The sequence below is a fragment of the Mesorhizobium sp. M0306 genome (genome assembly GCF_040321655.1).
In the GTDB taxonomy this organism is placed as follows: domain Bacteria; phylum Pseudomonadota; class Alphaproteobacteria; order Rhizobiales; family Rhizobiaceae; genus Mesorhizobium.
The window spans coordinates 69,945-81,594 of sequence record NZ_JAMYRY010000017.1 but is presented as its reverse complement, the minus strand read 5'-3'; the positions used below and the strand labels follow the sequence as shown (position 1 = coordinate 81,594).

The following is an 11,650-nucleotide window of genomic DNA, read 5'->3' as shown; positions in this document are numbered from 1 at the left end:
CTTCGCGGCCACCTTCTCCCCGCTGGGGAGAAGAGCCTGGCATCAACCTGGCGACCTCCTCTCCCCTCGGGGAGAGGTCGGATTGCCCCGAATTGCCCTTGGCAATTCGGTTGGCAATCCGGGTGAGGGGGCACTTGCCGATGTGCGATTGCCCTGCCATCGAGCGAGACCGAGCTCCCTACAGCAGCCCCGCCTGTTCGGCCTCTCGGCGCAGGTTCTGCCTTGGCCTTGGGCCGATTTGCTGGATGACCAGCCCGGCGGCCAGCGAGCCGAGATCGCCGCACTGCTTCAGGCTGCGGCCCTGCGTGTAGCCGTAGAGGAAACCGGCGGCATAAAGGTCGCCGGCGCCTGTCGTGTCGACCAGCTCGCGGATCCTGGTCGCCTCGATGGTGACGGTCTCGTCGCCGCGGACGATGACCGAGCCCTTTTCCGAGCGGGTGACGGCTGCGATCTTGCAATCCTTGCGGATCTGCGCCAGCGCCTCGTCGAAGCACGCGGTCTGGTAGAGCGACTTGATCTCGTGGCTGTTGGCAAAGACGATGTCAACGGTGCCTGAGCGCATCAGGTCGAGGAACTCGTCGCGGTAGCGGTCGACGCAGAACGAGTCCGACAAGGTCATCGACACTTCGCGCCCGGCGGCGTGGGCGAGCTTCGCGGTCTGCCGGATCGCTTCCTTGGCGCGCGGCGGGTCCCACAGATAGCCCTCGAAATAGGTGACCGCCGCGCCCGACGCCTTGTCGGCCTCGACGTCCTCCGGGCCGAGCTCGATGCAAGCGCCGAGATAGGTGTTCATCGAGCGCTCGCCGTCCGGCGTGACGAAGATCATCGAGCGCGCCGTCGGCGGTTCGCCGTTGAGCGGCCTGGTGTCGAAGGCGACGCCCTGGGCATGGATGTCATGCGCGTAGATTTCGCCGAGCGCGTCGTTGGAGACCTTGCCGAAGAAAGCGGCGCGGCCGCCGAAGGAGGCGACGCCCGCCGCCGTGTTGCCGGCGCTGCCGCCCGAGGCTTCGATGGCCGGGCCCATGCGGCTGTAGAGCAGTTCGGCGCGCCGCGTGTCGATCAAATTCATCGCGCCCTTGATGATGCCGTTGGTCTCCAGGAACGCCTCGTCGCACTGGGCGATGATGTCGACGATGGCATTTCCGATACAAAGCACGTCATAGTCCGGCATCAATTCATGTCTCCGCCAAAAAACTACCGGCTTTCTGCCACGCCGGGCGCGGGCGGGTCTAGCGGTTTGATGCGGCTTTGCCTAGTCGACAATGCCGCGATCCGACGAATGTCAGCATAGCGACCATCGTTGGATGGCGGCCGAAGCATTTCCCGCGTGCCTGGCTTACAGCATGGCTGAGATGAGCGATGCCCAGAGGTTCCAGCCGGCCATGTCCATGAAAACCGACACGAGGATCGAGCTGGTGCTGCTCGTCGTATTGGCGGTGCTGTGGGGCGCATCCTACAGCTTCATCAAGATCGGCGTCGCGACGATCCCGCCGGTGACGCTGATCGCCGCGCGAACCCTGATCGCGGGTGGCATCCTGCTCGCCCTGATCCGCTGGCGCGGGCTGGCCTTGCCGGGTGATGCCGCAAGCTGGCGCCGGTTTGCATTCCAGGCATGCCTCAACAGCGTCGTGCCGTTCACGCTGATCGCTTCGGCCGAGCGCTCGCTGGATGCCGGGCTGGCCACGATCCTGAATGCGACCTCGCCGATCTTCACCTTCTTGCTGACCGCCCTCATCACCCGCCATGAACCGGCGACCATGCGCAAGCTGTTCGGCGTCGGGGCGGGAATCGCCGGAATATGCCTCGTCATCGGCGTCCCGGCGCTAGGCGGCCTCAGACAGCAATTGTTGCCGCAACTTGCCGTGGTCGCGGCGACGATCTGCTATGCCGGCGCTGCCGTTTTCGGTCGCGGCTTCAGGGGGCTCGACCCGATGGTGCCGGCCGCCGGTTCGATGCTCTGCGGCGCCGCGATGCTGATCCCCTTGAGCCTTGCGTTCGATCAGCCATGGACGCTGGCGCCATCGACGACCTCGATCCTTGCGCTGCTCGGGCTTTCCGTGTTTTCAACCGCGCTGGCCTTCTCAATCTATTTCCGCCTCCTCCATACGCTGGGTTCCGTCGGCACCACCTCGCAAGCCTATCTGCGGGTGCCGATCGGCGTTGCTATCGGAGCCGTGTTCCTTGGCGAAAGCCTTGGTCCGAGCGCATGGTGGGGAATGGCCCTGGTCGTCGCCGGCGTGGCGGCGATGACCATTCCCCAGGCGAAGGTCGCGCGCTAGGAAGCCGCGCTTGCGACTTGGGCGATCTCCGCCTATTCGGAGATATCAGCCACGGGCACGTTTGACATGGGATTGGAAACGCCGTGATCCTCGACGCCGCCCGCGCCGCCTTGAGCCGGCTGTTCTCGCCCGAATTCCGTTCCGTGTTCGTGAAGACGCTGGGGCTGACCTTGCTGGCGCTGGCGGCGCTTTGGTTCGGGATCAAGGGGCTGTTCGAATGGCTGGCCTGGCCGTGGATCGATGCATGGCTGCCCGCCCTTCCCTCCTGGGCCGGATGGCTGGGCGCCGTCGTCGCCGGCATCGGCCTTGCGCTGGGGCTGGCGCTGCTCATCGCGCCGGTGACGGCGATCATCGCCGGCCTGTTCCTCGACGACGTCGCCGAAGTGGTCGAGCGCACCGATTATCCCAACGATCCGCCCGGCCGCGCCGTGCCGGCGCTGCGCTCGCTGGTGCTGGCGATCAGGTTCTTCGGCGTCGTCATCCTCGGCAATATCGTCGCCCTGCTGCTTCTCCTGGTGCCCGGCATCAACATTGCCGCCTTCTTCATCGTCAACGGCTATCTGCTCGGGCGCGAGTTCTTCGAGTTCGCCGCCATGCGCTTTCGCCCGGAGGCTGAGGCCAAGGCGCTGCGCAGAAAGCACGCTGTCACCGTGTTCCTCGCCGGTCTGGTGGTCGCGGCTTTCCTGGCCGTGCCGCTGCTCAATCTTCTGACGCCGCTGTTCGCCGCCGCCATGATGGTGCATCTTCACAAGGCGATCTCGGCACGGGAAGGGAGCTGACCGCCCTTGTTGGTGCAAGTCCGGCGCACAGAAGCGCTGCACTCTTCAGCCATAGTAACGGCATGGATCCTAGGGTCTCCGCGACATCGCTTCGCTCCTGCTCCGCCCTAGGATGACGAAGGCGCGGGGGTTCAAGACAAGTCGCGGACGTCGGAGATTGGCCGTTGCGTCGCAGTGTAGAGGGTGGTAGCGGACGGCAAATCACAACCCTTGGAAGTTAGCTGCGGCCTCCCTCATTTCGTCATCCTAGGGCGGAGCAAGAGCGAAGCGACGCGGCGAAGACCCTAGGATCCATGCCGTGACCCACGAGCATCGCGGCGTTGAACAGCTGCATCCGGCCCTTTTGTCCTGGGCTCGAGGCACCGCCGTTCGCCGGCAGTTGAACATCAACACGCCTTAGCGCAGCAGAAAGCCGCGCCCCAGTTCGTCGTCGTCCTCGACAATGAATTCGGCCCGCCCTGAGTAGTAGGCACGGCCGCCGACGCGGGCGATGATGGCGTCATGCGGCCCGGCTGTGGCCGTGCGCGCGACCGCACCGGAAAAGCGCGAGCCGGCGATGCTCTCGAACAGCCGCGTCCGGCCAATCTCGATTTGCCCCTTGGCGTGCATGGCCGCCAGCCGCGCGGTGACTCCCGAGCCGGTCGGCGAACGGTCGACCTCGGCTTCGGCGAAAACGCAGATGTTTTTGGTCGGCGTATCGGAGAACGCATCCTGTCCGTCGGTGAGGATGGTGCCGTAGAGAAAGGCGAGATCGGCATGGTCGGGATGCGACAGCGGCAATTCGGCCTTGAGCTTATTGGTCAGCGCGGTCGCTGCATCGACGAAATCGCGCACCCGGTTCCTGCCGAATTCCAGCCCGAACTGGCGGCAGTCGGCGAGCGCATAGAAGGCGCCGCCATAAGCGATGTCGAAGCCGACCGGACCATAGCCTGGCAGCTCGATCCGCCGGTCGCGGGCGAACAGAAACGCCGGCACGCTTTCGAAGGACACCGCACCGGCCTTGCCATCCCTTACCTCGACCGCAGCCGAAATCAGCCCGCATGGCGCCTCGATGTTGACGGTCGTCAGCGGCTCGCGTGGCGCCACCAGCCGCTCCTCGACGGCGTAGCGGCCGAGCGCGACGATGGCGTGGCCGCACATCGTCGAATAGCCCTCATTGTGCATGAACAGCACGGCGAGGTCGGCGCCCGGCAGGTCGGGCTCCACCAGCAGCGCGCCATACATGTCGTAATGGCCGCGCGGCTCGAACATCAGGATCTTTCTGAGATGATCGAGATGGTCGCGCACATAGGCACGCTTTTCGAGGATCGTGCCCTTGGGAATGTCGGGGTAGCCGCCGGTGACGATCCGCAGCGGCTCGCCGCCGGTGTGCATGTCGACGACGGTGAGCGTCATTCGCCGGGCCCGACCTAGGCTGACGATTTGGCAAACAGCGCCTGCAGCTTGCCGAACGGCATGGCGGCGCGGGTGAAGCCGAAGGTGCCGTCCTGCTGGATCTCGCGCGCCGCGGTCTCCAGCATGCCGAAGGCGAAATTGGTGAGCCATGGGCCGAGCGAGACGCGCTTTACTCCCGCCATGGCCAGGTCGGCGATGGTGAAGCCGGGCCTGGCCATGACGTTGACCGGCTTGGTCAGGGCCGAGCAGACGGTTCGCACCATCTCGATGTCGCCCAGCCCCGGTGCATAGAGTACGTCGGCGCCGGCCTTCTCGAAGGCCTGCAGCCGCTTGATCGTATCGTCGAGGTCGGGCTTGCCCCACAGAAAATTCTCGGCCCGCGCGGTGAAGACGAAATCGCGTTTCAGTGCCCGTGCCGCTTCCGCCGCCGCCGCGACGCGCTCGACGGCATGCGCAAAATCATAGATCGGCTTGTCGGGCTCGCCGGTATGGTCCTCGATCGAGCAGCCGGCGAGGCCTGCCGCCTCGGCGGCGAAGATGGTTTCGCCGGCACTTGTCGCGCTGTCGCCCTTGCCCTTTTCGAGGTCGGCCGAAACCGGCAACCCGGTCGCCGCCGACACTTCACGGCAATGATGGATCATCGCCTCGAACGTCACCGCGCCATCGGGCAGGCCGCGCGAAAAGGCAAAGCCGGCGCTGGTCGTCGCCAGCGCCTTGAAGCCGAACGAGGCCAAGAGCTTGGTCGTGCCGACGTCCCAGGAATTGGCCATGACGAAGATCGAGGCATGCAGGTCGCGAAAAATCTTGCCCTTGTCCATGGATGCTCCCCTCCAGTGCAGAATGTGAGGCAAATTCTAGCCCGGCGGAACGCGCCGGGCAAACAAATGCGGTTGGCTCAGAAGCGTTTGGCGTTCTCATCTGCCAATCGGTCCAGCGCATCGGAATGCTTGACGTAGTGCGAAGCGTTTTTGTCCCAATGATAGGTGACGGAAATGTCGCGCGAAGACGCCTCTGGCGGCGGCTGGCCGTCGCAGCTTTCTTCCCCCGGTAGCGCCGCGTCGGTCACCGTGACCTTGATGGCTGCATAGGGCTGGCCGTCGGCGACCGCCTGGAACGCCGCATTTTGCGTCCTCCTATGAGTGCAGAGGTTTTCGTCGAACGTATAGATCATGTCGATCAGCTCGAACCTGTCGTTACGGACCATGATCAGCGGCGTGATCCCATAGCCCTGGCTCGAATTGAAATGCATGCTCATGCTGATGATGGCGTCGTCACCAGGCCCGATCGGCAGCGTGCCCGGATCGCGAAGATAGGTGATGCGGTCGACGGCGACATTGACGGCGTCGAGCAGGGCCGGCTTGCCGGTGACGTCGTAGAGCGCCAGCACGGCATAGCCCTCGGCACTGTCAGGCGAGTCGCCAAGGTCGAACAGCATGGTCAGCCGCTCCTTGCCGCCGGCCTTGATGCCGAGCACGCCGGCATTGGAAAGACCCGACACCGCCGGCGGCGAGCCGCCGTAGTCCGGTCCAGCGATGTGACGCATCTCGATCGGCATCGAACCCCGGTAGAAGCCGTCCTTGTCCGCGGCCAGATCTGGAATGACCATCCTGGCGAGGTCGAGATAGGTGACATCGCCGTGGCCGGAGACGGCGCTGCCGAGCTCCGGGGAGCTGACGGCCTCAGCGCTGGCCGTCGTCCAGAGACAAGGCAGCAGCAGGCAGGCAAAGAGGAACCGAACCAGGGAGAAGGTCATGCGCGCGCTCGTTATGTCGGGCGCGCGCAAGCTAGCACAAGCAGCTGCAACATACAGCGCAGCTTGAACAAAGGCCCGATCAGTGGATCGGCACCAGCCCGGCCAGTTCGCGCATGTCGTCGAACAGGATGCCGCCGGCTTCGCTCAGTCCGTCACGGTCGGAAAGCGGGTCGCCGCGGTAGGAATAGACGCGCATGCCGGCGGCGATGGCGGCGTCCCAGCGACGCTGTCCTCGATGACGATACAGTCGGCGGGCGCGAAGCCCATCGTCGCTGCCGCATGCAGGAAGAGGTCGGGGAACGGCTTGCCGCGCGAGACCATGGTCGAGCTGAACAGCGCATGCTCGAACAGCGGCAGCAGCCCGGTCTGGCCGAGTGTGATGTGCATTTTCGATACCCGTGCCGATGAGGCGACACAGGTGGCGATGCCGGCGGCGTGCACGGTTTCGATGAACTCGCGAACGTAGGGGATGGCCTCGACGCATGCGCGAACAGGTCCGGCAGGCCGGCGTTCCAGCGCTCGACAAAATCGGCGCCGAGGCTGACGCCGGTCGCCTCGACTTCCTTCTGCACAGAGACCATGCTGCGGCCGGAAAAATTCTTGCGGCAATATTCAAAGCTGGCCGGAAAGCCGGCCGCAGTCAGCCACTCGGCGAGGCGCCGGTTGGCCAGGTTCTCGGTGTCGACCAGAACCCCGTCGCAATCGAAGATGACGAGTTTGGGTATCTTCATTTCGCAGCGCTCATCAGGCCGTGCCGGTCGATCCGAAGCCGCCCGAGCCGCGCGTTGTACCGCCGGCCAATGTGCGCTCCTCGACCGTCGCCTGCGTCACCGGGGCGAAGACGATCTGGGCGATCCGCATGCCGCGCGTTACCGCGAAATCCTCGTCGCCGAGATTGATCAGCAGCACCTTGACCTCGCCGCGATAGTCGCTGTCGATGGTGCCGGGCGTGTTGAGGCAGGTGAGCCCGTGCTTGAAGGCAAGGCCGGAACGCGGCCGGACCTGGCCTTCGACGCCCTCGGGAATTTCCAGGACCAGCCCGGTCGGCACCAGCGCGCGCTTTCCCGGCAGGATCAAAAGCGGCCTGTCGTCCGGGACGGCGGCGCGCAGGTCCATGCCGGCGGCGCCCGAGCTCTCATAGGCGGGTAGCGGCAACCCCTCGCCATGCGGTAGCCTGACGAAGCCGACAGCCGGACCGATGACGGAGGAGGGATAAAGTGCTGCGCGCATGAGGCTGATCCTATCGTCGCGAACGCCGGTTCAGTCAACTCGGCGGCAATGCTATCAACGGCTTTCTTTCAGCACAGTTCCGCTTCAGCGCAGTTCCATCGGAACGACCGTGGTCTCCTTGATCTCCTCCATGACGAAGGAGGCCGAAACGTCCGACAGCGCCACCTTGGCGATCAGCCGCTGGTAGAGCCGGTCATAGGCCTTCACATCGGCGACGCGGGCGCGCAGGACATAGTCGAGATCGCCGGACATGCGGTAGGCGCCGGTGATCTCGGCAAAGCCGGTCACCGCCGCCCGGAATCTTTGCAGCCAGTCGGGATCGTGGTTCGAGGTGCGGATCATGATAAACACCGAAAGGCCGAGTCCAAGCTTGTCGGCGTCGACCAGCGCCACCCGACCGGTGATGACGCCGTCTTCCTCCAGCCGCTTGACCCGGCGCCAGCAGGCATTGCGCGACAGCGATATTCTTGCCGAGAGCTGGTCGACGGACAGAGTTCCGTCGCGTTGCAGCTCGGCCAGCAATCTCCGGTCTATTTCGTCGATTTCCGGCATCATGTGGGATGATTGTCCCAAAACTTGGCTTGATACAAGGACAATTTGAGACCGATCAACCGAACAGCCGTGGCAGGATATTCATGGCCGGCTCTTCATGCCGGCAGGAGGGATCGACATGACAGCACGGCTCGCAAGACTTTTCACCTCTCACCCGGCCGCGGTCGGCGAGAGCTATTTCGGCCATATGGCTTTCGCTGCATGGTTCTCGTCGCGATTGTTCATGGCGGCTTTTGCCGCGCTCGTTCACGCTTTCTTGCCGTTTCTGTTCGAGACCACGGCAAGCGGCATCATCCGTGAGCTCTACGAGCGGACGCACAACAGGGGACGGTAAGCCGTAGAGGTGCCGATCGCGGCGAGGCCGCTGGACAGCGCCGACCCTCAACGGATCCCGGCAGCGCAATCCCGATCAAGCGCCGCCGTCGTCGAAATGCCGAGCCAGGCTTGAAGCCGCGCCGCAATCCGCCATTTTGAGGAGCGCGGCGCGATAGCCCGGAGCATTCAGGATGGATATCGTCTTTTCGTCGACCACCAAACTGGCCGCGGCCATCCGCGACCGTACGGTTTCCGCAATAGAGGTGCTGGACGAGCACCTGGCGCAGATCGACAGGCACAATGAGGCGGTCAATGCCGTCGTAATCCTCGATCGGGACGGTGCGCGGCAACGCGCCGGCAAGGCCGACGAAGCGCAGGCGCGCGGCGAGGCACTTGGGCCGCTGCACGGTGTGCCATTCACACTAAAGGACACGCACGAAACCGCTGGCATGAGAACCACCGTCGGCTTCCCGGCCTTCGCCGACTATGCCCCGAGAGCAGACAGTCCGGTCGTTGCCCGGCTGAAGGCGGCAGGCGGCATATTGGTGGGCAAGACGAACGTGGCGACAATGCTCGGTGACTGGCAGTCGGGCAATCCGCTGTTCGGCCGCACCGGCAACCCCTGGAACCTCCAGCGCACCGCCGGCGGCTCCAGTGGCGGTGCGGCGGCGGCGCTCAGCGCCGGAATGACGCCGTTCGAGGTCGGCACCGACATGCAGGATTCGATCCGGCTGCCCGCTGCCTTTTGCGGCATCTACGGCGTCAAGCCAACCGAGCACCGCGTCTCGCTCGCCGGTGCTTTCCCCGATCCAGGCGGGGCGCCGCGCAGCGTGCGGCTGATCTCCTGCCTCGGACCGATGGCACGCAGCGTCGAGGACCTGGCGTTGATCTACGGCCTCATTGCCGGGCCGGATGGAAGCGATACCGACCTTGCGCCGGTACCGCTCGAAGGCCTGCAGGAACTGGATCTCAAAAATTTGCGCATTGCCGTCGCGCCGTCCTTTCCGGGCTTTCCGGTGGCCGGCGAGATCAGCGCGGCGGTCGAAAGTCTGGCAAAAGAGCTTCAGGTTGCGGGCGCCATCGTCGAGGAAGCCGAATTGCCGAAGCTCGACCTGCACGACGACCTGGAGCAAAGCGGTGCGCTGATCGGCATGATGCTGGAGGCGGCGCAGCCTGGACCACCGGAGAAGCCGACGCCGGTCGCGCGCTGGTTCGAGGCGCTCGCCCGCCGCGACCGCTCCATCCTGGCGTGGGAACGGTTCTTGGACGGCTGCGACGCCTTGTTGTGCCCCGTCGCCATGGTCACCGCCTTCCCGCATTGCGAGCCGGGAACGCCGATCGAGGTCGACGGCAGGGAGCAAAGCTACTGGATGCTGCCGGCCTATGGTGCGGTGTTCAACTACAGCGGCCACCCCGCACTGTCGCTGCCCTGCGGACAGGACAGCAATGGCCTGCCCATCGGACTACAGCTTGTTGGCAAACGCTGGTCGGAGTCGCGCCTGCTCGGGATCGCCAGGGCAATCGACCCGCTAACCAGCGGCTTTCGCCGCCCGCCCGGTTATTGAGTAAGCCGCGCCAGCCCGTAGGGATCAAGCAGCGGATCGCGCTCGCCGTCGAGGATTTCGCGGGCAGCGAACAGGCCGACGGCCGGTGCCAGCGTGATGCCGGAATGCATGACGGCGAGGTAGATGCCGCTCGTGCCTTCGGCGCGGCCAATGATCGGAAAGCCATCGATCGGCGTCGGCCGGTAGCCAACCGTGTGGAAATCGAGTTCCAGCCCGTCCGCGCCGCGCAGCATCGCCTTCATCGCCGCAAATAACTCGCGGGCAGTTGCCTCGGCATCCATGCCGGGATCGGCGCCGCCGAAATCCGAGCCGGCGATGACGCGGCCTTCCGCCGTCTGGCGCATATGCAGGCGGTCGCCGATGACCAGGCCGTTGAGCAGCTTTTCGGTGGGGCGCGAATGCACGATCAGGCCGGGTGGCGTCTCGATCGGCAGTTCTATCCCGGCTGTTGCCGCTAGTGCCGGAGAGCCGGCTCCGGCCGCGATCACCACCTCGTCGGCAGCAATCCGCCCGCCGGATGTATCGACGCCGGCAATCCTGCCGTTGGCCTGCACAAGCGCGGTCGCGGTAACTCCCGTCAGCAGCCGCGCGCCGCGCCGTTCGGCGTCGGCGAGCAGTGCTTGCGTGGCAGCGACCGGCTCGGCAACGCCTTCCCCAGGCACATAAAGGGCGAAATCGGGAAGCTCGGTCAGATTGGGCTCAATGCGCGCCGCTCCGGCACGGTCGACACGCTCGATGCCGTAGCCCCAGGCGGAATGCTCGGCCGCATAGGCTTCGAGCTCAGCACGTGGCAGGTCCCAGCACAGGCCACCGCACCATTGCAACGGGATGCCGGGCACCTCGTTCGCCAATCGCGTCCATTCGGCCATCGACCGAATGCGCAGCCGGAAATAGACCTCCGGATTGCCCCAACTGGCATTGATCCAGGCAAAGGAATTCGGTGTCGCGACGCCGCCGGCGCCGCTGCCGGCAATGACCGTCACCTTTGCTCCGGCCCTGGTCAGGTGCCAGGCGATGGAGGCGCCGATGATGCCGGCGCCGATGACAATCACTTCTTTCGCCGCTGTCATGCTTCACTCCTCGGTCCAACGCCACCACTGCGATGCCATTGCCCGTGGGTTCTGCCAAGAGCGCGCGGTATCAAAATATGCCTCTTGACTTTAATACGTACGTACGTATTGTGTCGCGATGGCTAGACATTCACTTCGCGAAAAACTCCTCGACGCCGGTTTCAAAACCATCTGGAATTCCGGCTATTCGGCCGCCGGTGTGCGCGACATCGTCGCCGCGGCCGATGCCCGCCCGGGGTCCTTCACCAATCATTTTGCATCCAAGGAGGCGTTCACCGGCGAGGTGCTGGACCGCTATTTCGCCTATGTGAGCGGTTTGGTGGAGCAGGCCCTCGCCCGGGACGGCACGCCCCCGGTCGGGCGCTTGCGCCGCTACCTCGAAATCATCACGTCGAAGCTGGAGGCGCATAATTGGGCACGGGGCTGCATGATTGGCAATCTCAGCCTCGAGACGGCGGCTCACAGTGAGGCGCTGAGGCTGCAACTCGTCGCCATTTTCGAACGCTGGCGCAAGCCCTTCGCCGAGTGCATCGCCGAGGGCCAGGCGGCCGGCGATATCACCGACGCGTTCGATGCCGAGGATCTCGCCGATTTCCTTTTGAGTTCCTGGCAAGGCGCGATGCTGCGCATGAAGGTGGAGCGCAGTCCCGAACCGCTCGAGCGTTTCAAGAACATCGTTTTCAAAACAGTCTTCGCAAAAAGGAGCTGATCC

12 protein-coding genes and 1 pseudogene are annotated in these 11,650 nt (G+C 64.8%); 5 read left to right on the top strand and 8 right to left on the bottom strand.

From position 1 onward, the window contains the following. Window positions 1–178: 178 nt before the first annotated feature. Window positions 179–1,171, bottom strand: coding sequence for an adenosine kinase (locus NKI95_RS21760; RefSeq protein WP_352719309.1), 993 nt, complete (start codon window positions 1,169–1,171; stop codon window positions 179–181). A 217-nt stretch (window positions 1,172–1,388) separates the two neighbouring features. Here NKI95_RS21760 and NKI95_RS21755 point away from each other — a divergent pair, with 217 nt between their 5' ends. Beyond that, on the top strand, window positions 1,389–2,279 hold the full coding sequence (locus NKI95_RS21755; RefSeq protein ID WP_502908414.1) for a DMT family transporter: 891 nt from the start codon (window positions 1,389–1,391) through the stop codon (window positions 2,277–2,279). Between the two features lie 83 nt (window positions 2,280–2,362). Beyond that, window positions 2,363–3,058, top strand: coding sequence for a sulfate transporter family protein (locus NKI95_RS21750; protein WP_352719307.1), 696 nt, complete (start codon window positions 2,363–2,365; stop codon window positions 3,056–3,058). A 396-nt stretch (window positions 3,059–3,454) separates the two neighbouring features. Here NKI95_RS21750 and NKI95_RS21745 read toward each other — a convergent pair whose 3' ends face one another. The 6 genes and pseudogenes from NKI95_RS21745 to NKI95_RS21720 all read right to left on the bottom strand — a co-directional run bounded on the left by NKI95_RS21745 (window position 3,455) and on the right by NKI95_RS21720 (window position 7,991). Further along, window positions 3,455–4,453, bottom strand: a complete 999-nt coding sequence (locus tag NKI95_RS21745) for a proline racemase family protein (protein ID WP_352719306.1) — start codon at window positions 4,451–4,453, stop codon at window positions 3,455–3,457. A gap of 14 nt (window positions 4,454–4,467) precedes the next feature. Next, window positions 4,468–5,271 carry an isocitrate lyase/PEP mutase family protein gene (locus NKI95_RS21740; RefSeq protein ID WP_352719305.1) on the bottom strand — a complete coding sequence of 268 codons (804 nt, stop codon included), beginning with the start codon at window positions 5,269–5,271 and terminating at the stop codon, window positions 4,468–4,470. A gap of 77 nt (window positions 5,272–5,348) precedes the next feature. Next, the gene (locus tag NKI95_RS21735) at window positions 5,349–6,206 is read right to left on the bottom strand and encodes a hypothetical protein (RefSeq protein ID WP_352719304.1); all 858 of its coding nucleotides are present in this window, start codon (window positions 6,204–6,206) and stop codon (window positions 5,349–5,351) included. A gap of 79 nt (window positions 6,207–6,285) precedes the next feature. Next, window positions 6,286–6,937: pseudogene (locus NKI95_RS21730) on the bottom strand (HAD family hydrolase). 13 nt (window positions 6,938–6,950) lie between these two features. Beyond that, the gene (gene dut, locus NKI95_RS21725) at window positions 6,951–7,436 is read right to left on the bottom strand and encodes a dUTP diphosphatase (RefSeq protein WP_352719303.1); all 486 of its coding nucleotides are present in this window, start codon (window positions 7,434–7,436) and stop codon (window positions 6,951–6,953) included. An 84-nt stretch (window positions 7,437–7,520) separates the two neighbouring features. Further along, window positions 7,521–7,991: an Lrp/AsnC family transcriptional regulator gene (locus NKI95_RS21720; RefSeq protein ID WP_352719302.1), complete on the bottom strand. Its 471-nt coding sequence runs from the start codon at window positions 7,989–7,991 to the stop codon at window positions 7,521–7,523. Window positions 7,992–8,106: 115 nt separating this feature from the next. On the opposite strand from NKI95_RS21720, the gene NKI95_RS21715 reads away from it, so the two are divergent. Both NKI95_RS21715 and NKI95_RS21710 read left to right on the top strand, forming a co-directional pair. Further along, window positions 8,107–8,322 carry a DUF6356 family protein gene (locus NKI95_RS21715; protein ID WP_352469961.1) on the top strand — a complete coding sequence of 72 codons (216 nt, stop codon included), beginning with the start codon at window positions 8,107–8,109 and terminating at the stop codon, window positions 8,320–8,322. A gap of 172 nt (window positions 8,323–8,494) precedes the next feature. Further along, window positions 8,495–9,868 carry an amidase gene (locus tag NKI95_RS21710; protein WP_352719301.1) on the top strand — a complete coding sequence of 458 codons (1,374 nt, stop codon included), beginning with the start codon at window positions 8,495–8,497 and terminating at the stop codon, window positions 9,866–9,868. Here NKI95_RS21710 and NKI95_RS21705 read toward each other — a convergent pair. Further along, window positions 9,862–10,938 (bottom strand): NAD(P)/FAD-dependent oxidoreductase, encoded by a 1,077-nt coding sequence (locus NKI95_RS21705; protein ID WP_352719300.1) that lies wholly within the window; start codon window positions 10,936–10,938, stop codon window positions 9,862–9,864. The two genes, NKI95_RS21710 and NKI95_RS21705, sit on opposite strands and share 7 nt — an antisense overlap. Window positions 10,939–11,056: 118 nt before the next feature. Here NKI95_RS21705 and NKI95_RS21700 point away from each other — a divergent pair, with 118 nt between their 5' ends. Continuing rightward, a complete protein-coding gene (locus NKI95_RS21700) occupies window positions 11,057–11,647 on the top strand; it encodes a TetR/AcrR family transcriptional regulator (RefSeq protein ID WP_352719299.1) in 591 nt (196 codons plus the stop codon). The last annotated feature ends 3 nt before the right edge of the window (window positions 11,648–11,650 follow it).

What these genes read in the sequence shown, in the direction of transcription:
- NKI95_RS21760 (WP_352719309.1), bottom strand. Translation starts at nt 1,171, where the DNA reads ATGCCGGACTATGACGTGCTTTGTATCGGAAATGCCATCGTCGACATC.
- NKI95_RS21755 (WP_502908414.1), top strand. Translation starts at nt 1,389, where the DNA reads ATGAAAACCGACACGAGGATCGAGCTGGTGCTGCTCGTCGTATTGGCG.
- NKI95_RS21745 (WP_352719306.1), bottom strand. Translation starts at nt 4,453, where the DNA reads ATGACGCTCACCGTCGTCGACATGCACACCGGCGGCGAGCCGCTGCGG.
- NKI95_RS21740 (WP_352719305.1), bottom strand. Translation starts at nt 5,271, where the DNA reads ATGGACAAGGGCAAGATTTTTCGCGACCTGCATGCCTCGATCTTCGTC.
- NKI95_RS21735 (WP_352719304.1), bottom strand. Translation starts at nt 6,206, where the DNA reads ATGACCTTCTCCCTGGTTCGGTTCCTCTTTGCCTGCCTGCTGCTGCCT.
- dut (WP_352719303.1), bottom strand. Translation starts at nt 7,436, where the DNA reads ATGCGCGCAGCACTTTATCCCTCCTCCGTCATCGGTCCGGCTGTCGGC.
- NKI95_RS21720 (WP_352719302.1), bottom strand. Translation starts at nt 7,991, where the DNA reads ATGATGCCGGAAATCGACGAAATAGACCGGAGATTGCTGGCCGAGCTG.
- NKI95_RS21715 (WP_352469961.1), top strand. Translation starts at nt 8,107, where the DNA reads ATGACAGCACGGCTCGCAAGACTTTTCACCTCTCACCCGGCCGCGGTC.
- NKI95_RS21710 (WP_352719301.1), top strand. Translation starts at nt 8,495, where the DNA reads ATGGATATCGTCTTTTCGTCGACCACCAAACTGGCCGCGGCCATCCGC.
- NKI95_RS21705 (WP_352719300.1), bottom strand. Translation starts at nt 10,938, where the DNA reads ATGACAGCGGCGAAAGAAGTGATTGTCATCGGCGCCGGCATCATCGGC.
- NKI95_RS21700 (WP_352719299.1), top strand. Translation starts at nt 11,057, where the DNA reads ATGGCTAGACATTCACTTCGCGAAAAACTCCTCGACGCCGGTTTCAAA.